Genomic DNA, 19728 nt, shown 5'->3' on the forward strand with positions numbered 1-19728 from the left:
ATTATTTCCTTTCTTTTAGCTCTTTTGTGGATTCTAATTTTAGTTTTTTAACAAACAACACACCATCTTCTTCTTGATACATAATAGGACGCGGCTTTTCTTCTTTTAAAACTTCCTCTCCATAACCCACTTCATAACCCAAATGTGAGAAGCGTGTGGAGTCATAACGATCTATGCGCGCAGAATCTCTTTGTTCTTTGCCTATGACATCGCGATATTCTTTGCCAAAAATCGTATCCACTTCATACCACTGTGCTGCTTCATCGCCTTGTAGTGGATAGCTTTTTAAAAGGGGGTGTCCCACCCAATCATCAGGCATTAAAATGCGTTTTGGATAAGGATGATTTAAAGGTAAAATCCCAAACATATCATACATTTCTCTTTCACTCCAATTTGCACTACCAAAAAGAGAACTAACTGATTCTATCTTTTCCCCTTTTTTTAAAAAAGTCTTCACACGCAATCGCTTGGCTTTTTGCATAGATAACATTTGATAAAAAATTTCAAATCCACCCTTATTTTCTAAATAATCTATTGCACTTAGCTCGCTTAACACATCATAACTCATTGCTTTTAGGGTTTCTAATGCTTTAAAGATGGAATCCTTTTCTACCCATACTACAAGCACTTCACGTTCAATATAAGATTCTAGCACCTTAACTTGTGTTTGAAGCTTTTCTACATCACCAAAATACTCACTATCATTTTCTATATTTTCTTGTGGTATCTTGGGAGATACATAAAATCTATCTTTATAATTTACCTGTTTTTGCACATTTTTCTTTGGCTTAAATTCTCGCATACACTTCCTTTACACCAAGCGTTTAGGAGCAGTTGCACGGCTTGCTTTTTGCTTGCGGATTTTTTGTTGTAATACCATAAGCGCATATTGTAAAGTCTCTGGTCTAGGAGAACAACCGGGCAGATAAATATCTACTGGGATAATCCTATCTACTCCTTGCACTGTTGCATAAGTATTAAACATACCCCCTGTATTTGCACAACTTCCCATAGAAATCACCCATTTAGGTTCTGGCATTTGATCATATAATCTACGCACAAATTGCGCGTGTTTTTTGGTTACAGTGCCTGCAATAATCATCACATCACTTTGTCTTGGACTTGCTCTAAAAATCGTGCCAAATCTATCAAAATCATAGCGGCTAGCTCCTGTTGCCATCATTTCAATTGCACAACAAGCAAGCCCATAAGTCATCGCCCACAAAGAATTACTGCGCCCCCAATTTAAAAGTTTATCCACGCTTGTTAGTGCAATAGGTAATCCACCGCTTTTAAAATAATTTACTTCATGCTCTGCCATTGTAACGCTCCTTTTCTCCACGCATATACAAATCCAATAAGTAACAAAAAGATAAATAACAACATCTCAACAAACCCAAACATACCCAAAACTTGAAAATCCACTGCCCAAGGAAACATAAAAATAATCTCTACATCAAACAAAATAAACAATAACGCCATAATATAAAATTGCGAAGAAATCCGATTAGGCTGCTTTGTCGGTGCCAAACCACACTCATAAGGAGCTAATTTTAATTTTTGATTATTTTTATTTGCCAACTTTCTCCCAACAAAACGCGATAAGAAAGTCGTTGCTAAAAACGCCACAAAAGTGAAAATAAAAATCACAAACACGCCAAAATAAGGGTGAGCTACATCTAAATGAGACACTGATTATCCTTAAAAACTTTTAGGGGTATCTTAGCGTAGTTTTCTTAAAAAAATAAAATTTCATTTTAAAAATTAATGTTTTTTAGATTCCATATTGCAAGCCTTTCAAAAGGATTTGCAAACTCAGAACAAAGATAATAAAGTAAAATTTTTGTTAATCTTTTAAACCTGCACAAATTTTTGCGCAAACAAACCTACAATTTACGCAATTCTAAATCTAAAACCTATTCCTCATAAACACTAAAAGACTGATACAAAAAGAAACATTTACACATAAAAAATAAAAGTTGGAATCCATTTTTAAAAAAGAGTAGATTTGTTACATATAATGAAGATTTTGCGATGTGTTTTAAAAAGTTGGAATCCAAAATAAAAAAAGATTCCAACTCTTATACTATTTTACAAATAGCACAGATTTAAGTTGATCTTCTCCATAAATTGGCGCAAGTGTTTTTGTATAAGCCTCTTGCATAAAACCATTTTCGTTGAGTTTTGCAATCTCAGCATTTACCCACTCCAAAAGTGTTTTATTTCCTTTTTTAACCGCTGGAGCAATCACATCTTCATTTCCAAGCTTACTAATTGCCACTACAAAATCAGGATTTTCCTTAGCCCACGCAAAAAGCAATAAATTATCGTGTGCTAAAGCATCTCCTCTTCCATCTTTAAGTGCTAAAAATGCTTCTGTGTTTTGATCAAACTTCACAAGCTCAATATCAGGGTGATTTTTTGTGAAATAAAAATCCGCTGTTGTGCCTTTATTTACAATCAATTTTTTACCCTTTAAATCCGTAACATCTTTAATGTCCCCACCTTTAGAAACAACGCCCAAAGCAACTTTCATATAAGGTGTTGCAAAATCCACAACTTCTTCTCTTTCAGGAGTTTTTGTGAAGTTTGCCATAATCAAATCTACTTTGCCACTTTTTAAAAATTCTACACGACTTGCAGCTTCAACAAGCTCAAACTTTACTTTACTTGCATCACCTAATAAACTTTTTGCTAACTCTCTTGCAACATATACATCAAAGCCATCATTCTCTCCCTTGTCATTCACAAATCCAAAAGGCGGCTTATCACTAAATACACCAACTGTAATCACGCCCTTTTGTTTAATTTTAGCAAGTTCATCTTCACTAGCACTTTGTGCATTATTCCCACAACCCACAAAGAAACCTACCGAAAAGATTGCCAAAAACATTTTAAAAACTAGGTTTTTCATTAAGTTTTCCTTTATTTTTTTTTACATAAAAACGTGTGATTTTATCACTAAAGTTTTTAAGAAATTTTAAAATTAAGATATTTATATAAAGTTTATGTAAGAAAAACGAAAGATGATTAACACTAAAAGCAAGCAATCCCCAAAACTTAGGGATTTGCAACTATTTTTTTTCTTTAATGTATTCCATTACCATTGCATAAGCTTCATCTTTAAGTTCTAGTTTCTTACGCTTAAGTTCAGATAGTTCCATATCCGTTGCGTGTTCTCTTCCTTCTGCAATGTCTTGAATCCTTTGATCTAAATCATTATGTTCATCAAAAATCTTAGCAAAATGCGCATTCTCTTGCTTTAAAATGCTAATTTCATCTCTATATTCGTGTAACATAAATTCTCCTTACAAAATAAAATAATTCTATGATTATAAAAAATTTTGCCTTAATCCTTGCAATTCTTTTCAAAATTTAAGTGCGATAATCCGCATTAATCTTCACATACTCATATCCTAAATCGCAACCATAAGCAGTAAATGTGCCATCGTCGATTCCAAGATTACAAGTGATCTTAAAGGAATCTTGCTTTAAAACTTCTGCTGCTTTTTGTTCATTTGCTTTATCAAAATAAATCATCCCTTGCTGATACACACACACATCACCAAAATAAATCTCTAAAGTTTTTGGATCGCAAGCAATTCCGCTTGCACCAATAGTTGAAGCAACTCTGCCCCAATTTGGATCACAACCAAAAAGTGCAGTTTTAACCAACAAAGATTGACTAAGTGCTTTAGCGCATTTTTGTGCTTCTTCTTGATTTTTAGCCCCTTTAATCTCAAAAGCTACTAATTTTGTAGCTCCTTCTCCGTCGCGTGTAATATCCATAGCAAGCTTATGCATCACTTTTTGCAAAGCAAACAAAAACGCTTCTTTATTATATGCACCACTTTTTCCATTACTTAAAAGTAAAATCGTATCATTTGTAGAGGTATCTCCATCTACACTAATAGCATTAAAGGTGGAATCTGTCGCTTCTAAAAGCAACTCTTGCATATCGCATTTTGGAATGCTGGCGTCTGTTGTAATAAAACATAGCATTGTTGCAAGACTAGGATTTATCATTCCAGCCCCTTTGCACATCGCACCAATTTTAAAGCTTGTTTTATCTCCTAATACCACTTCAAAAGCAATACTTTTGTTAAATCTATCCGTTGTCAAAATTGCTTTTTCTGCGTTTTTGTGATTTTTTTGAGACAAATTAAATTGAGCAAAGCTTGCAATAATCTTTTCTTTAGGCAACTGCACACCAATAACACCAGTAGAACTCATAATAGGATTTTGGATATCATTAAAACGATGCTGTAATTTCTCTAAAACTTCTTTAACATTTTCCACACCTTCATCACCTGTTAGGGCATTTGCATTTTTAGAATTTACTAACACAAAATTTGTCTTAAAATCCTTTGGATAACTTTGAAAATGCAAAATGGGAGCAGCACAAAATTTATTTTGTGTAAAAACCCCCTCCACTTCACACAAAGAATCTGCATAAATAAAGGCAATATCTAATTCATTATTTTTTTTAAGTCCAGCCCTCACACCATCACAATAAAATCCCTGTGGAGCAACAACACCACCATCAATAGGAAACACACTAAACATATTTTAACTCCTCTGGTTTATCTTTTTTAGAAACTAACTGCTTGGTCAATCGCACTCCGTGTGAAGTTCCAATAACAAGCAATTTACACTCACTTGTTACTAAGGTATCACCATTTGGCATTGAAATAAACTTCCCATCTTTTTGCGTAATCCCTACAATAGAAGTTTGTGTAATTTCACGCACATGCGCTTCTTTTAGCTTTTTTAAAACAAGCCAAGAGTAGCGTGGCACAACGATTTCTTCTAAATCAAGAGGCGTGTCTTTTTGATAAGCAAATCTCTCTAATAAGTTTTCCATATCTGGGCGCGTTGCCATCGCATTAACTCTTTGTGCAAAAAGCTTTGCTGGAAAAACAACACTGTCTGCGCCTAGTTTTTTTAATTTTTCTTCTTCTTCATTTGTATTTGCATTTGCAATAATAAAATAAGGTTTTCTCCCAAGTTCTCGTTCATACAAACGCACAGAAGCAATTTGAGCAATATTGTCTGCAATATTATTTGACAAAGCAATCACCCCTCTAGCACTAGATAAATGACATTTCAACATTGCAATTTCAGTGTGTGGATCCTCATTGATAAAAAAAGGATAACGATGCTTTTGTGCAATATCTTCTAGAGCATCATTATGATCCACTACCACAAATGGGATATGTGCATCTCTAAATTGCTGGGAGAGTTGAATTGTATATTCATTATGATAACAAATGATGAAATGATTTTTCAAACGCGCAATTCTATAAATCATATTGCGTTCCTTAATAATTGGAATAAGCTTACCTCTATTTAAAACATCAATCACACTAATTACACAAAAACTAAGAACTGCCGAACCAGCCATCATTACAACAGCGGTATAAAACACATCCAAGCCATCAAATTCATCTTCTTTTAATGCCCCAAAACCTGTTGTAGTAAATGTATAAGAAGCCTGAAAAAATGCGTCAATTAAACTATAATCTGTAACAACGACATAGCCCAATGTGCTAAGAAGCAAGCCTGCAAAAAGTAGTAAAAAAGGTGCTCGGAAAGGTTTTAGCTGCTCATAGAGCAATCCAGACATATCAATATCCGGCTTTTGTGTTCCTTCCCAATGGAGAAAATTTTTGAGCTTATCAAAAGCCACAGCCCAACCTAGTGTTAGGATTAAGAGCGTTTTTTCATTGTGCGCAATGTAGAAGCAGCGATTCTAACTTTCATTGTTCTGCCATCTTCTAGCTTAATTCTAACTGTTCTTAAGTTCGGTAAAGTTCTCTTTTTTGTTTTATTATTTGCGTGACTTACATTGTTGCCAACCATTGGACCCTTACCTGTAAAAAAACATTTTCTTGCCATTTTCTATCCTTAACAAAATTGCTTTAAAACTTGTGATTCTATCTAAAGCTAAATAATAGAAAGTTTAAATTAATTAAGCTTTTCTTTAATTTTTTGCACAATATGGAATCCGTGATTTAATGCAGCAGCAATAGAACCACCATTTTTATATAAAATATCCCCTGCAACATAGATTCCATCCACAGAACTTAGATGGTTCTCATCAGTTATTGGTACACCATCGCTATCTAATGCAATTCCACATTTTCTTAAAAAATCCACTGGTGCCATTCCACCAATTGCATAAATCACTCTATCAAAAATCAAGCTTGTAGAATCTGTGAAATGGACTTTCACCTTTCCATTTTCATCTTCTAAACTCTGTATATCTACACCTAATTTTGGAGTGATTTTACCATTGTTAAAACATTGCGTGAGATTTTCTTGATTTGCTTCATTAATTCTTGAAAACTCATTTCTGCGATAGTTTAGCGTTACAGGACTATTCTCACTTAACACGCAAGCATACTCCACAGCAGAGTTCCCTCCACCAACAACTAAGATATTCTCACCATCTACACAGCTATTTGCATTAAAATTCACAATACTTCTAAGGCTTGTTGGAATTGGGTAGCTGGGCTTATTAGGTTGCCCCATTTTACCAATGGAAATTACAATAAATTTCGCTTTTACCATAAGATTATTTGTTGTGTGAATCACAAAATAATCGCTCTCTTTATGAATGGATTCCACCTCTGTTTGAAAGCGTGCATCTACACCATTTTCTTGGATAATCTTATCAAAAAGATCTAGCGTACTTTCTTTTGTTCCATCACAAAAATAAATGTTTCCATTTAGCTCAATCTTTTGCCCTTTATAATCCTTATCCACGCGCTTGTTGTCCTTATAAAATTTGCGAATTGTTGTAGAATGCCCTTCACCCTTTTCAAACAAAATCACATCTTTAATTCCAAGAATTAACGATTCCACCGCTGAAGCAATTCCCCCCGGACCTCCACCAATAATTGCAATGTTATAAATCTCTTTCATTTTTATCCTTTATTTCTTGGTTTACCCTGTGACGCAAATCTTCTTCACTATCAAACAAAACACCTTGCATCATTTTTTTCTCATCGTCAAATTGTCCATTTTTCAAACCCCACAAAAATGCAATCAGTCCAATTAGCCCAATTACAATTGAAGTTGCAAGCATTACAGCAACCATTGTGGTATTCACGCTAAATCCTTTAAAAATGGCAATAAAGCCTCAATATGCAAACCCATCGCATTATATGTTGAGCCAATTTGCTCTTTAATAAATGCTTTATGAAATCCTTCTACCATCACAGCCCCAGCCTTTCCTTGCCAAAGTCCGCTTTGCAAATACGCTTCTATCTCATCTTCTCTAAAATACTCTAACACATAATGCGTAACACTTAAATCCACACAATAAAAGGCTTTAGAATGCAAAATTGCACAACTTATCACACTTAAAACTCCTCCACTTTGCGCATTTAAAAACGCAAAAGCCTCTGCGCTATTCCTAGCTTTGCGCTGCAAAACTCCATCACAGCTTACAACACTATCTGCAATTAATAATGGCATATCTAATCCATAACGCTCTAATGCGCTTTGATGCTTGCCAATAGCTGCAGCATAGGCAAAGTTTTTAGGGGATTCTATCTTTAAAGCCATCTCCAACTTCTCTTCATCAAAGCCACTATCGCTAGTAATAAAAGGGATTCTAGCTTGTTTTAAAATCTCTTGACGCACTTTAGAAGTTGAGCATAAGCGCAACATAAATTCCCTTAAACCTAAAATTTAAAGCACACATTATAGCTTGTTTAAAATTATAAAATAATAAGGTTTATCAATTTTGCAAACTCACTACGACAACTGCAATTGCAAATCCCGCATCGTGAGAAATAGAAAGACTTAAATCCTGCACTTTAAAAAAATCGCGCTTCTTTGGAGTTAATTGCAACAAAGGCGCACCTTTATTGCTTTTTGAAAGTAGAATATCGTGGAATCCCAACTCTTTTCCGATTCCACATTTTAAAGCCTTAGCACAAGCTTCCTTAGCTGCCCAAAAGCCTGCAATACTTTGAGAAGTTTTCACAAGAGAAATTTCAAACTCACTTAAAAATCTCTTAAGCCCTTGTGTTTGATATCTTGCTACAAACGCTTCTATACGCGCTATACTAACAATATCAACCCCAACACAAACCATATTACTGCACAACAAATTCTGTAAAAAACATATTTACAACTCTGCCATCTACTAAAAACTCATTAACGCGTTCCATTATTTCTTCTTTAAGTTTTTGCTTGCCTTTAGCAGTTTGCACTTCTTCAAATGTTTTAGAGCTTAGAATCGTAATCACAGTATCGCGCAATACATCGCGCTTTGTATCAAGTTCTGCTTGCATTTCTGGGATACTAAGTTCAAGGGCGATAGAAGTTTTTAAATAACGCTTTCCGCCACCTGAAGCAAGCAAATTAACGATAAATTGATCTAAGGGATACATTGGTCCAACACTTAAAAGACTGCTATTTGGATTTGCCGCACTTCCCCTATTTGCCGCACTTTGTTGTGTTTGTGGTGCCGCTCCTTGTTCTACTGCTGGCTCATCTCCTCCGCTAAAAATTAGGATTCCAACTACAATCAAAATAATCAGCAAAAGCGCAACAACGCCAATGATAATAAATAAAATCATTTTATTCTGTTTTAAACCTTCTAATTTTGAAGGTTTTTTCTCTTCTTCTTCAGCCATACATTCTCCTTTTGTAAATTAAATGCGTATTATACTTAGTTTTTCAAATAACTTCCAAGCCATTTTAAAGCATTTGGATAACGCAAAAAAAGTTCTGCCACATTTGCATCATCAATATGCCCATCAATATCAATAAAAAAGCAATAGCTAAAATCACTCCCAGAAACAGGACGCGACTGGATAGAAGTCATATTAATATTTAAATCCTTAATATCATAAAGCAAATGATATAAAACACCGGGCTTATCGGTGTTTGCAAGGTTTGCATACAGCGAAGTTTTATCCTTTCCACAACGCTGATTTTTAAAATTACTCACAATAATAAAGCGTGTTTTGTTTTGCGAATTATCTTCAATATTACCAAAAAGCACTGGCACATTGTAAAGCTTTGCTGCAATATGCGAACAAATTGCCGCACATTTTGGATTCTCTGCTGCAAGTTGTGCTGCACGCGCGGTAGAATCCACTGGAATCCTTTGAATATGATCCAAAGAATGCTCACTTAAAAAACTAGAACATTGCCCAAATGCAATATCCTTAGAATAAATCACTTCAATCTCTTTGATGCTTTGCGCTGTGCTTGCAAAACAATGATGAATTGGCATATAAATTTCTGCAACAATTTTTAACTCTGTATCTTTAAGTAAATCTAGCGTTTCTCCAACTGCGCCATTTTGGTTATTCTCAATAGGTATGACAGCATAACTTGCGCGGCGGTTTTCTACACTTTTGATTGCTTGCGTGATTGTATTGTGAGAAAAATATTCACACATTGCCCCAAATCTACTCTCTGCTGCTTGATGCGTATAGCTCCCAAGTGGTCCAAGATATGCGACTCTCTCTGGTAGCTCAAGATTGCGACTTACTGCAAAAATTTCTAAATAAATTGCCTCAATGGCAGACTTATCAAGCAACAAAGATTTTTTAGAATTTAGCCTATCAATAATTTCTTTTTCGCGTTCTGGGCGATAAATTGGAGTATTGCTTTGCATTTTTGCCTTTCCAATACGCTTAACAATCTCCATTCTTTTTTCTAAAAGATCTAAAATACTATCATCAATCCCATCAATCTCTTCTCTAAAATGTTGCAAATTCATACTAAGCCCCTATAAAAACTCTTTTTCTAACGCAATTAAATCTTCAAAACTCTCTCTTTTTCGCACTAAACGCATTGCTTCATTTTCAATGACCACTTCTGCACATCTTGGACGCGTATTATAATTACTAGCCATACTAAAGCCATACGCTCCAGCACTTAAAACCGCTAAAATATCACCCCTTTCACAATTTGGCAAAGCAATATTTTTCCCCAAATAATCTCCACTTTCGCAAATTGGTCCCACAACATCTGTTTGAATACTAAGAGATTCCGCATTTTTAAGCGCAAGAATTTGATGATATGCTCCATAAAGACTAGGGCGGATTAAATCATTCATTGCGCCATCTACTACAACAAATCTCTTACCTTGATTTTCTTTTTGATACAACACCTGTGTTAAAAACACTCCACTATTTCCCATTATAAAACGACCCGGTTCACAAACGATTGTTACATCAAGCCCCCGTAACTCCGCTAAAATCACCTGAACATAATCATAAGGAGCGATGGTTTCTTCATCACTATAAGTAATCCCAATCCCACCGCCAATATCAAAAAACTTAAGATCTATTTTTAAAGCTAGCAGGCTTCGTGTAAGCTGTGCGATTTTTTGTGCGGATTCTGCGATAGGCTTTAACTTTGTGAGCTGACTTCCAATATGAAAATGGATTCCAATAGGCTCTAAAAACTCCGCATTGTACGCATATAAATACATTTCCTTTGCCGCTTCAATACTAACACCAAATTTATTTTCTTTTAATCCTGTTGAAATATAAGGATGTGTTTTTGGATCAATATCAGGATTTACACGGATTGAAATCCTGGCGGAAATTCCAAGCTCCCTAGCACAAGCTTCTACACACAACATCTCTTCTTTGCTTTCTACATTAATAAACAAAATCCCAAGTCTAATTGCTTCTTTAATCTCAAAATCCTGCTTCCCCACACCACTATAAATAATCTTATACTTTGGAATCCCAGCTATTATCGCACGCTTAATCTCTCCCAAAGACACACAATCTGCACCACTTTCTAAGCTTGCAAGTTTTTTAATCACACTTAAATTAGAGTTTGCCTTTAGCGCATAGCAAATCAATGCCTTTCTGCCACTAAAAGCCTGTTTAAGTTGATTGAAGTTCTCTGTAACTCTCTCTAAATCATACACATACAAAGGCGTGCCAAATTGCTTTGCCGCATTTTGTAACAGCTCTTTTTTGAAGTTTCCACTAAGACTTGGGACATTAAACGCATTTTCCATAAATTTACTCTTTTAAAAAAATTGAGCCATTGTAATAAAAAATGCCTTAAATCTTATCCTTTGCAAAGTTTTTTAAAAGTTTGATAATGTTTCCAAGATTTTATAATATCAGGACGCGTCTTTCTTAAATGCTTTAATGCAGGCTCTAAAACAGATTCCAAATTCTTTGCTGCTTCTTTATTTTGCTTTAGTTCTTCTAAGATTTATTCTGTTGTGATACGCTCCTTTTGAGCCTTTTTGGATTCTGTATTTAGATAACCTAAAAACTCATTGACATATTCTTTTGTCTCTTCCCATAAAGCAGAATCTTTACGCAAGGCTCTAAACTCACTCTCTGTTATATATACCAATCTCTTTTGTGATTTCACCTTTAAAATATTCTGCAATATCCACCACACCCAGATAACTTTCAGAAGCATAAAATGCAATTCTAAGACTATTTTCTTTAAGAATCTTAATTTCAGAATTCACCACAATATTTTTTGAATTTTTTTTAGAATACCTTTTCTCTATAATCTTTAGATTCTACCCATAAAAAAGGGTGCATTGCTTCATCTCACTAATGTCTAATATGACTTAAAAAATACTGCAACCGCTCACTTTTTGGAGCATCAAAAAACTCTTTTGGTGGAGCATCTTCTAAAATATTTCCACCTTCCATAAACAAAACGCGTGTTGCAACTTCTCTTGCAAAGCCCATTTCGTGCGTTACACAAACCATACTCATTCCCTCACTTGCCACACTTTTCATAAGTTCTAAAACGCCACCTACCATTTCTGGATCTAGCGCACTTGTTGGCTCATCAAAGAGCATCACTTCTGGTTTCATTGCTAAAGCCCTTGCAATCGCGACCCTTTGCTTCTGTCCTCCGCTTAAACGCGCAGGATATTCGTGCGCCTTATCATACAAGCCAACACGCGTTAAAAGTGCTAGAGCTAGCTCCTTTATTTCGCCTTGTGAAGCGCGCTTAAGCTGCATAGGAGCAAGCATAATATTCTCCAAAACGCTTAAATTATTAAACAAATTAAAATGCTGAAACACCATTCCCATTTTTGATCGTGCTAAATTAATATCAATACGATCTTTCTTATCATATTCTTTAATCTTTTTCTCTAATGCTCTTCCCTTAAGCCCACTTAACTCCGGATACAACTCCACACTTAAATGCGAAATCCTTTTATTATCTAGCCATATCTCCCCACCATCTGGCGTTTCTAAGAGATTTAAACAGCGTAAAAATGTGCTTTTACCGCTTCCACTAGGTCCTACAATAACCACTTTTTCGCCGCGCTTAAACTCTACACTTAAGCTCTTAAACACTATCTTTTCTTGTTTGCCTGCCTTTGGTATATTTTCATAATATTTTTTCACAAGATTTCTAACGCTTATCACTTTGTCTTAACTTCCCTTCGTATTTTTTCACAATAAAGCTTGCCACCATTACAAGCACTAAATAACAGACCGCTAAAAAGAAATAAGGAATCATATATTCATAGCTTGCACTTCCAATTGTCTTAAACGCATAGGTTAAATCATGCACAGTTACATAATTTGCCACAGAAGTTTCTTTAAGCAGCGTGATAAACTCATTGCCTAAATTTGGCAACGCATTTTTAAGAGCTTGAGGAAAAACAACAAAACGCATACTCTGCTTAGAATTAAGCCCTAATGCTCTTGCAGCTTCATTTTGCCCATTATCCACACTTAAGATTCCACCACGGATAATCTCACTTACATACGCCCCACTATTTAAGCCAAAAATCACCACAGCAACAAACAACGCACTGCTTCCAGCAAGTCCTAAAAGTGGCAAAATCACAAAATAAATAAAAAGTAGTTGCACAACAATAGGCGTACCCCTAAAAAACCCTACATAAAGATTTCCAACAAAAACCAACACTCTTTCAAATGCACTTTTATCTTCTTTTGTCAGTAAAACTGCTAACAAAGTTCCAATCACAACACCAATTAACAAACCACAAACCGCAAGAATAATCGTTACACCAATCCCTTCTAATACAAGTGCGTAACCACCTTTTGTGATGAATTGATTGTAAAAAACTTCTAATTTATCCATTATTTCGCAAAAACTTTATTGAAAATATTTTTGCATAATAGATTCTAAAGTGCCGTCTTTCTCCATCACTTCTAATGCACTATTAATGGAATCTAAAAGCTCTTTATTGCCCTTTTTAACAGCGATTCCATATTGTTCTTGCGTTAAAGTTGCATTTAACACTTCTGTACCCACATTTGCTTTAGAAATAAGTTTTGCTGGAGCTTCATCTAAAATTACAATATCTACTTGACCATTGACTAAGGCACTAACTGCAAGAGAACCATTAACAAAGCTCTTAATTTCTGCTTTTGGAAACCCTGCAAATCCCCAATCTTTGTCCCCTTTAGCAAAAAATGCTCCTGTCGTGCTTGTTTGCACACCAATTTTAATTCCATCTTGTTTAGAAATCTCTGCAATAAGAGCTTCTGCATCGTTACTAAGGGCTTTAAGTGTAGCATTTTCACTCTTAATAATCACCACTTGATTTGCATTATAATAAGATTTTGTAAAATCAGCTACCTTTAAACGTGCTTCATTAATTGTAAGCCCGCTTGCCGCAAAATCTGCATTTCCGCTACCAACAGCACTCATTACAGAATCAAACTCCATATCTTTAATCTCAAGTTCTTTGCCTAAGCGTTTTGCAATCTCTCGTGATACCTCAATATCTACGCCTTTATACTCTGCGCCCTCTTTGTATTCAAAAGGTGGAAATTCTGCTGCAGTTGCCACAACCAATTTTTCATCACCTTTACAGCCGCTAACCCAAAAACCCACAAAAGCTACTAAAAGACTAGATAAAACTAAACGATACACGCAAATCTCCTTGCAATAAAATAAGGAGGGATTATAGCAAAATTTAGTCGTTTTTTGTAAAAGATGAGATTTAAGAGAGAAAATATGGAATCTTAAAATGAGATTCCATATTTTATTGTTAGATTTTTTTCTTATTTGCATCCTCTAAAATTGCTTTAGCAATTTCAGAAACATTTTGAGAAATATCAGAGCTTGTATTTGCGATACCTACATTTTCTTGCGTTACAGTTTCTAAATTTGAAATTGCCTCATTAATTTGTGTAATACCAGCAGTTTGCTCTCTAATAGATTCTGCCATATCATTGATACTTTGCACCAATAAATTTGCATTTGCCTCAATTTCACCAAGAGATTTCCCTGTGCGTTCAGCTAGTTTTCTCACTTCATCTGCAACAACAGCAAATCCTCTTCCGTGTTCTCCTGCTCTTGCTGCTTCAATAGCTGCATTTAATGCTAGTAAGTTTGTTTGATCGGCAATATCTCTAATAATTCCAATAACACTTTTAATATCTTCAGTTTGCTGAATAACTTCTTGTGTTCTGCCGCTTACATTATGCATTGAACTTGTGATTTCCTCTACGGCTGCTGCTGTTTGCTGTAAAGAAGATGCTTGAGAATTAGAAGAATGAGTTAAAGAATTAACTGCTTCTTCCAATTTACTACTTTGCTCATTAAGAGAATTTGCAAATTCTAAAGAAGTCTTAAGCATTTTACGAATTTCTTCGCCCAAAGTATTTGTTACTACTTCTACTCGTCCCTGCGCATTTGCTACTTGGGTGCTAAAATCAAGTGCTACAAAGCTATCAAAAACACGATTTAATTCTGGTAAATCTTTACCAATTGCGCTAGATAACAAACTTAACAATTCATTAACCACATCACGCAAATGATTTAACTGCGGATTTGAACCATTCAATTCAATAATAGAATCCGCATAACCATCTTTTGCTCTTTGGATAATTCTAACAGATTCTTCAACGAGAGCTTCATCCTTTTGAAGTCCCTTTTTTGTTTGATCAATATTTGCATTAATCGCGTGCGCCATTGTTCCAATTTCATCGTGGCTATTGATTTCTAATGGTTTTGGAGCAACTTTACTTTCGTGATTCAAATATTTAAAGAAATCAATTAATGTAGATTTAATTGTATTTAAAGGATTAGTAAAATAACGAATGATAAACAAAATCACAATCGCACCAATCACAATCATAATCACTGCCAGAATAATTGTTTCAATTAAACTTTTATTAATTGCTGCTGTATAATCACTCTTATCTGCCGTAGCAACAATTGTCCAGCCAAAAGGAAATTGCTTATAATATCCAAGCTTATCAATAACTTGTCCATTTCTTAAGGTTAAGTTATAGTCAATCTCACCCTCTTTTTTTGCATTGGCTTGGAGATCTTGCTTGAGTGCAGTTTCAACATCTTTAGATAAACCACTTTTTACAAATTCCATATCTTCGTGAGAGAAGATTGCACCATTACTATCTGTGATAAATACACTCATAGAAGGAAGTTCTGGATTTTTAAAGGACTCGAAGCGTGCTTGAAACTGATCAACTTGAATATCCATTCCAACAACACCAATGAACTTTCCATTCTTAATAATAGGCATAGTTGCAGTAGCAAAAGAATCTCCTTTATATTTTCCCACTTCGCTAACATACACAGGAGTAATAATCCCGGCATTTGCCTGTTTTGTTTGGATATACCAAGGGCGTTGGCGCAAATCTACATTCCCTACATCATCCCACTCTGAAGAAAAATTTGTCTCCCCCTCACTATTATAATCTTGCAAAATTGCTTTTCCATCTTCTTCATAAACAATAAACATTAAAGGATATTTTACTAAGGCTGAAGCAGTATCTAAAATAATGCGCTGCTGCACAATATTATCTTTATCGATTCTTGAAAGATCTCTTGCAAGCACACGCAAATGTTCTTGTGCCTCTTCACCCATAGTAATATAAATACTCTTATAAGCAGACTCTAGCGTTTGTTTTTGGATTCCACGATAAAGCTCCTGCACATCTCCTGAAGTGTTTTGAAAGTTAAATGCACTAATAACCATAATAATAATGGCAAAGATAGCAACTGCACTTGCAGTTAATTTACCGCCTAATGAACGCAGCATATTTTCTCCTTTTAGATACTTTATATTGAAAGTAAGATTTTATTACTTTAATTATTTATGTTTGATTAATTTTTACAATTACAAATTAAAAGTCTAATTTCTTTCAATGAATATCTGTATGAAAAACACAATTTGAAATTGTAAAACTAAAAATACTCAAAAAAATATAAAAGTAAAAACAAGAATAATCAAAACTTTTCCATAAAGAAAGAGTATAATTAGTAAGTAAATTTATTTTTATATTTTTTAATAAAAAATCAAACTTTTTTATGAAATAATGTAGAGATTTTTATTTAAACTCTATGATTTTAATTTAAGAATCAGCAAGTAACTTCAACATATTTAATATAAAAAGGATCGCTTTAATGAGTTTTCACAAACTAAAATTAGGAACAAAAATAGTTTCAACAATTTTATTTGTTGTTGTAATTTGTCTAGGAATTATGTCTTATGTAGTCATTTCGCGCTCAACAACGATTCAGCTTCAAGAAACACATAAATTGCTTAATAACACAGCGGCTAGATTTTCTAATCTTGTTGGTGGATACCTAAATGAAATGTTTGCTGTTTTAGAGTCGCAGCAAAGTATCATTAGCGGTATGATAGACCGCAATGCAAGAGAAGAAGTGCTTCAAGAAGCCGTTGAAATAATGCTAGATTCTGCAGGAGTTGCAGATTATGGATATTTATATGTAATTGATCCAATGTATTCTGGAGAAAATATCCGCAATGAAAACTTTAAAACCACGAATGGAAAAATGCTAATTTTAATTACAGATTCCGATATTAGAAACCTTGGTGGGGCAAAAGCTTTAAAGGCAGATAATGCGATTATAGAAATTCCAAGCGTCCTTAAAGCACTTCAAAGCGGCGAACCAAATGTTGGAATCCCAGCTCTTAGAAATATTGCTAAACAAGGTGAAAGCGTAGGTGTTGCAATGAACTATCCACTCAAGAATAAAAATGGAAAAATCGTTGCTGTTTTAGGACTGTTTGTAAATCTTAACACTATTTCTAAAGACATTAACACACAAGAACGCTCCGTATTTAAAGGTGATTACAAAGCTATTATGACTTCTGATGGAATTATTGCAGCACATATTAATCCACAAGCTTTAGGAAAAAAATTAAGCGAAATAAATCCTCACGAAAGCACCAAAAAAATGCTAGAAGCTGCTAAAGATGGAAAAGATGGAATCTATGAATATTTCAACGCACAAGGTGATGAAAGTTTAACAGCTATCAGCACTTTTCAAATTGGCAGAGAAAGTATGAACACGCACTGGAGTGCGTTTATAACAGCACCAATTGATTCTATTACAAAACCTGTGCGTTCTCTTACAACAATCATCATTATTTGCACACTTGCAGCTTTAACTATTATCGGCTTAACCTTGTTTTTCTACATCCGCACACAAGTTATTGCAAGAATCAATACACTTTGTAATTTGCTTTTTGGATTCTTTAAATATTTAAATTATGAAACAAAGACTCCACCGGCATTTATCAAGCCACGCGCAGAAGATGAGATAGGTTTAATGGCAGTAGCAATTAATGAGAATATCCAAAAAACACAAAAAGGCTTAGAGCAAGACACGCAGGCAGTTAAAGAATCCATTGAAACAGCAAATAGAATCGAGAGTGGAGATTTAACCGCAAGAATCACAGCACATCCTTATAATCCACAATTAAATGAACTCAAAAAAGTGTTAAATGAAATGTTACAAACCCTACAAGATAAAATAGGAAGTGACACGAATGAAATTGAACGTGTATTCCAAAGTTATACAAATCTAGATTTTACAACAGAAGTCAAAGATGCTAAAGGTGGAGTGGAGATTACCACAAATACTTTAGGACAAGAAATAAAAACAATGTTAACCACATCAGCAAACTTTGCAAGTGCATTAAGCGCAAAATCTAAAAACCTAGAAGAGATGATGGGCAAGCTTGTAGAAGGCTCACATCATCAAGCATCATCTTTAGAGCAAACCGCACAAGCAATAGAACAAATCACAAGTTCTATGCAAAATGTAAGTTCTAAAACACAAGAGGTAATTAATCAAAGTAGTGATATTAAAAATGTTGTTAATGTTATTAGAGATATTGCCGATCAAACAAACTTACTAGCATTAAATGCAGCTATTGAAGCAGCAAGAGCAGGAGAACACGGAAGAGGCTTTGCTGTTGTTGCAGATGAAGTTAGAAAACTAGCAGAACGCACAGGAAAAAGCTTAAGTGAGATTGACGCGAATATTAACATTTTAGCGCAAGGCGTGAATGATATGGGTGAATCTATTAAGGAACAAACTGCAGGAATTGAACAAATTAATGAAGCAGTTGGGCAACTAGAAAAAATTACACAAAATAATTTAAACATCGCCGATAACACTTCAAATATATCTAAAGATGTTGAGCAAATTGCACAAGATATTACAGATGACACCAACAAAAAGAAATTCTAAATCCAAAAAAGATGGAATCTTTTTTGGATTGAAAGTTTAAAGGAGTGGGTTTTTAGCGCAGTATCTCCCCCATTTATCCAATACTTTAACACACTAGAAGCCCACACCTTAAATTTTATAGTTTTTAACTCGGCATTTAACCAATCTGCTATATAATCAAATCATTTCATATTTAAGAGCTTTGTATGGGTCTTTTCAATAAAGTTTTCAATCAAAAATACAGAACTAGCGTGCGTGATCATCGAGTGCGTATCTCATCAGATACTAAAGATTCTATTATTGATAACCAAAAAGAACAATTTGTGCTAAAAGTTTCAATGTTTAGCGCGCTGCTTTTAGCAGTTTTTGGAATCGGGTTTGGAATTTTTGTTCAATCAATGGCAGTAATTTTTGATGGTTTTGTCGCCCTTGTTAGCGTAGGACTAGGCGCACTTAGCGTGATTACTTCACGCTATATTTACAAAGAAGATGATGATATTTTTCAATATGGCTATGTGCGTTTTGAACCTATGGTAAATCTCTTTAAATCCCTCGTGCTAGTCTTTGTGTGTATTTACGCCTTTATTAATGCGCTAAAAAGTATTATCCACGGAGGATATGCAGTAGAATTAGGTGGTGCCGCAATTTATAGTCTATGCGCTTTTATCTTTTGTGCAATCTTATTTGCTTACACACTCCTTTATACAAAATCTTTAGAATCCGACTTAATCCAAGTAGATAATACTGAATGGAAAATTGATTGCGTGCTTTATTTGGGAGCTTTAATTGCCTTTGGGATTATTGCTTTTTTACCACAGACAAACACAACTTTTGCGCTTTATGTTGATCCAATTTTACTTGCAATTCTTTCTTTGTTTCTTTGTATATCTCCAACTCGTATTGCTATTGCAAATTTTAAAGACTTAATAATGGTAGCTCCCATAGAAATTGATGAGAGAATCACGGAAATAATGGAGCGCATTAGTAAAGAATTTAATTTTAAAGACTACGATACACATGTTGCAAAATCTGGGCGTTTCTACATGGTAGAAGTTAATATCCTAACAGAAGAAAATTTTCAACCAAAAAATATACAACAATTTGACATCATTAGAGATCGTATTGCAGAATCTCTAATGATTCCTAGTTATAAAATTTGGCTATCCGTTAGTTTCACCGCAAACCCTAAATGGTTATAATCTCCTCCCCCCCCTATGTCCTAAATCTGTAATATACTCTGCAAGTTGTTTGATTTCTTCTTTG

General features: G+C 34.6%; 23 protein-coding genes. 2 read left to right on the plus strand and 21 right to left on the minus strand.

Going from position 1 to position 19728, the window contains the following annotated elements; all coding sequences use genetic code 11:
• Position 1: 1 nt before the first annotated feature.
• The 21 genes from Q0358_RS03400 to Q0358_RS03495 form a co-directional block, all read right to left on the minus strand.
• A complete protein-coding gene (locus Q0358_RS03400) occupies positions 2–802 on the minus strand; it encodes an NADH-quinone oxidoreductase subunit C (protein ID WP_299547198.1) in 801 nt (266 codons plus the stop codon).
• Positions 803–811: 9 nt separating this feature from the next.
• On the minus strand, positions 812–1321 hold the full coding sequence (locus Q0358_RS03405) for an NADH-quinone oxidoreductase subunit B (RefSeq protein WP_299547201.1): 510 nt from the start codon (positions 1319–1321) through the stop codon (positions 812–814).
• Positions 1303–1692, minus strand: coding sequence for an NAD(P)H-quinone oxidoreductase subunit 3 (locus Q0358_RS03410; protein ID WP_299547204.1), 390 nt, complete (start codon positions 1690–1692; stop codon positions 1303–1305). The genes Q0358_RS03405 and Q0358_RS03410 overlap by 19 nt, the downstream gene beginning before the upstream one ends.
• Before the next feature lie 394 nt (positions 1693–2086).
• A complete protein-coding gene (locus Q0358_RS03415) occupies positions 2087–2914 on the minus strand; it encodes a cysteine ABC transporter substrate-binding protein (protein ID WP_299547207.1) in 828 nt (275 codons plus the stop codon).
• Between the two features lie 160 nt (positions 2915–3074).
• Positions 3075–3299 (minus strand): YdcH family protein, encoded by a 225-nt coding sequence (locus tag Q0358_RS03420; RefSeq protein ID WP_299547210.1) that lies wholly within the window; start codon positions 3297–3299, stop codon positions 3075–3077.
• A 76-nt stretch (positions 3300–3375) separates the two neighbouring features.
• Positions 3376–4566, minus strand: coding sequence for a bifunctional glutamate N-acetyltransferase/amino-acid acetyltransferase ArgJ (argJ, locus tag Q0358_RS03425; RefSeq protein WP_299547213.1), 1191 nt, complete (start codon positions 4564–4566; stop codon positions 3376–3378).
• Positions 4559–5626 carry a potassium channel protein gene (locus Q0358_RS03430; RefSeq protein WP_299547268.1) on the minus strand — a complete coding sequence of 356 codons (1068 nt, stop codon included), beginning with the start codon at positions 5624–5626 and terminating at the stop codon, positions 4559–4561. Before Q0358_RS03430 ends, argJ begins: the two co-directional genes overlap by 8 nt.
• Positions 5627–5709: 83 nt before the next feature.
• Entirely contained in the window at positions 5710–5898 is a 189-nt protein-coding gene (rpmB, locus tag Q0358_RS03435) for a 50S ribosomal protein L28 (protein ID WP_006802565.1), read from the minus strand.
• A gap of 69 nt (positions 5899–5967) precedes the next feature.
• Positions 5968–6927, minus strand: coding sequence for an NAD(P)-binding domain-containing protein (locus tag Q0358_RS03440; RefSeq protein WP_299547226.1), 960 nt, complete (start codon positions 6925–6927; stop codon positions 5968–5970).
• Complete coding sequence (gene ccoS / locus Q0358_RS03445; RefSeq protein WP_299547228.1) at positions 6911–7114, minus strand: cbb3-type cytochrome oxidase assembly protein CcoS; 204 nt, start codon at positions 7112–7114, stop codon at positions 6911–6913. Before ccoS ends, Q0358_RS03440 begins: the two co-directional genes overlap by 17 nt.
• Positions 7111–7677 (minus strand): septum formation inhibitor Maf, encoded by a 567-nt coding sequence (maf, locus tag Q0358_RS03450; RefSeq protein WP_299547231.1) that lies wholly within the window; start codon positions 7675–7677, stop codon positions 7111–7113. The genes ccoS and maf overlap by 4 nt, the downstream gene beginning before the upstream one ends.
• A gap of 70 nt (positions 7678–7747) precedes the next feature.
• Complete coding sequence (gene acpS / locus Q0358_RS03455) at positions 7748–8107, minus strand: holo-ACP synthase (protein ID WP_299547234.1); 360 nt, start codon at positions 8105–8107, stop codon at positions 7748–7750.
• A 1-nt stretch (position 8108) separates the two neighbouring features.
• Positions 8109–8651: a flagellar basal body-associated protein FliL gene (fliL, locus tag Q0358_RS03460; protein WP_299547236.1), complete on the minus strand. Its 543-nt coding sequence runs from the start codon at positions 8649–8651 to the stop codon at positions 8109–8111.
• A 35-nt stretch (positions 8652–8686) separates the two neighbouring features.
• Positions 8687–9748, minus strand: coding sequence for a prephenate dehydratase (gene pheA / locus Q0358_RS03465; protein ID WP_299547239.1), 1062 nt, complete (start codon positions 9746–9748; stop codon positions 8687–8689).
• Between the two features lie 9 nt (positions 9749–9757).
• On the minus strand, positions 9758–11008 hold the full coding sequence (gene lysA, locus Q0358_RS03470; protein ID WP_299547241.1) for a diaminopimelate decarboxylase: 1251 nt from the start codon (positions 11006–11008) through the stop codon (positions 9758–9760).
• 53 nt (positions 11009–11061) lie between these two features.
• Positions 11062–11211 (minus strand): DUF2972 domain-containing protein, encoded by a 150-nt coding sequence (locus tag Q0358_RS08430; protein ID WP_317381197.1) that lies wholly within the window; start codon positions 11209–11211, stop codon positions 11062–11064.
• A complete protein-coding gene (locus Q0358_RS03475; RefSeq protein ID WP_299547244.1) occupies positions 11212–11394 on the minus strand; it encodes a hypothetical protein in 183 nt (60 codons plus the stop codon).
• A gap of 173 nt (positions 11395–11567) precedes the next feature.
• The gene (locus Q0358_RS03480; RefSeq protein ID WP_299547247.1) at positions 11568–12401 is read right to left on the minus strand and encodes an amino acid ABC transporter ATP-binding protein; all 834 of its coding nucleotides are present in this window, start codon (positions 12399–12401) and stop codon (positions 11568–11570) included.
• Positions 12388–13086 carry an amino acid ABC transporter permease gene (locus tag Q0358_RS03485; RefSeq protein WP_299547250.1) on the minus strand — a complete coding sequence of 233 codons (699 nt, stop codon included), beginning with the start codon at positions 13084–13086 and terminating at the stop codon, positions 12388–12390. Before Q0358_RS03485 ends, Q0358_RS03480 begins: the two co-directional genes overlap by 14 nt.
• Before the next feature lie 15 nt (positions 13087–13101).
• On the minus strand, positions 13102–13884 hold the full coding sequence (locus Q0358_RS03490; RefSeq protein WP_299547253.1) for a transporter substrate-binding domain-containing protein: 783 nt from the start codon (positions 13882–13884) through the stop codon (positions 13102–13104).
• Positions 13885–14002: 118 nt separating this feature from the next.
• The gene (locus Q0358_RS03495; RefSeq protein WP_299547256.1) at positions 14003–16021 is read right to left on the minus strand and encodes a methyl-accepting chemotaxis protein; all 2019 of its coding nucleotides are present in this window, start codon (positions 16019–16021) and stop codon (positions 14003–14005) included.
• A gap of 443 nt (positions 16022–16464) precedes the next feature.
• On the opposite strand from Q0358_RS03495, the gene Q0358_RS03500 reads away from it, so the two are divergent.
• Complete coding sequence (locus Q0358_RS03500) at positions 16465–18486, plus strand: methyl-accepting chemotaxis protein (protein ID WP_299547258.1); 2022 nt, start codon at positions 16465–16467, stop codon at positions 18484–18486.
• Positions 18487–18671: 185 nt separating this feature from the next.
• On the plus strand, positions 18672–19664 hold the full coding sequence (locus Q0358_RS03505) for a cation transporter (RefSeq protein WP_299547262.1): 993 nt from the start codon (positions 18672–18674) through the stop codon (positions 19662–19664).
• Positions 19665–19728 lie beyond the last annotated feature (64 nt).

The sequence above is a fragment of the uncultured Helicobacter sp. genome (genome assembly GCF_937893305.1).
GTDB lineage: Bacteria > Campylobacterota > Campylobacteria > Campylobacterales > Helicobacteraceae > Helicobacter_D.

Excerpts from the sequence above, each read along its gene's own strand:
- Q0358_RS03400 (WP_299547198.1), bottom strand. The coding sequence starts at position 802 with ATGCGAGAATTTAAGCCAAAGAAAAATGTGCAAAAACAGGTAAATTAT.
- Q0358_RS03405 (WP_299547201.1), bottom strand. The coding sequence starts at position 1,321 with ATGGCAGAGCATGAAGTAAATTATTTTAAAAGCGGTGGATTACCTATT.
- Q0358_RS03415 (WP_299547207.1), bottom strand. The coding sequence starts at position 2,914 with ATGAAAAACCTAGTTTTTAAAATGTTTTTGGCAATCTTTTCGGTAGGT.
- Q0358_RS03420 (WP_299547210.1), bottom strand. The coding sequence starts at position 3,299 with ATGTTACACGAATATAGAGATGAAATTAGCATTTTAAAGCAAGAGAAT.
- argJ (WP_299547213.1), bottom strand. The coding sequence starts at position 4,566 with ATGTTTAGTGTGTTTCCTATTGATGGTGGTGTTGTTGCTCCACAGGGA.
- Q0358_RS03430 (WP_299547268.1), bottom strand. The coding sequence starts at position 5,626 with ATGTCTGGATTGCTCTATGAGCAGCTAAAACCTTTCCGAGCACCTTTT.
- rpmB (WP_006802565.1), bottom strand. The coding sequence starts at position 5,898 with ATGGCAAGAAAATGTTTTTTTACAGGTAAGGGTCCAATGGTTGGCAAC.
- Q0358_RS03440 (WP_299547226.1), bottom strand. The coding sequence starts at position 6,927 with ATGAAAGAGATTTATAACATTGCAATTATTGGTGGAGGTCCGGGGGGA.
- maf (WP_299547231.1), bottom strand. The coding sequence starts at position 7,677 with ATGTTGCGCTTATGCTCAACTTCTAAAGTGCGTCAAGAGATTTTAAAA.
- acpS (WP_299547234.1), bottom strand. The coding sequence starts at position 8,107 with ATGGTTTGTGTTGGGGTTGATATTGTTAGTATAGCGCGTATAGAAGCG.
- fliL (WP_299547236.1), bottom strand. The coding sequence starts at position 8,651 with ATGGCTGAAGAAGAAGAGAAAAAACCTTCAAAATTAGAAGGTTTAAAA.
- pheA (WP_299547239.1), bottom strand. The coding sequence starts at position 9,748 with ATGAATTTGCAACATTTTAGAGAAGAGATTGATGGGATTGATGATAGT.
- lysA (WP_299547241.1), bottom strand. The coding sequence starts at position 11,008 with ATGGAAAATGCGTTTAATGTCCCAAGTCTTAGTGGAAACTTCAAAAAA.
- Q0358_RS03485 (WP_299547250.1), bottom strand. The coding sequence starts at position 13,086 with ATGGATAAATTAGAAGTTTTTTACAATCAATTCATCACAAAAGGTGGT.
- Q0358_RS03495 (WP_299547256.1), bottom strand. The coding sequence starts at position 16,021 with ATGCTGCGTTCATTAGGCGGTAAATTAACTGCAAGTGCAGTTGCTATC.
- Q0358_RS03500 (WP_299547258.1), top strand. The coding sequence starts at position 16,465 with ATGTCTTATGTAGTCATTTCGCGCTCAACAACGATTCAGCTTCAAGAA.
- Q0358_RS03505 (WP_299547262.1), top strand. The coding sequence starts at position 18,672 with ATGGGTCTTTTCAATAAAGTTTTCAATCAAAAATACAGAACTAGCGTG.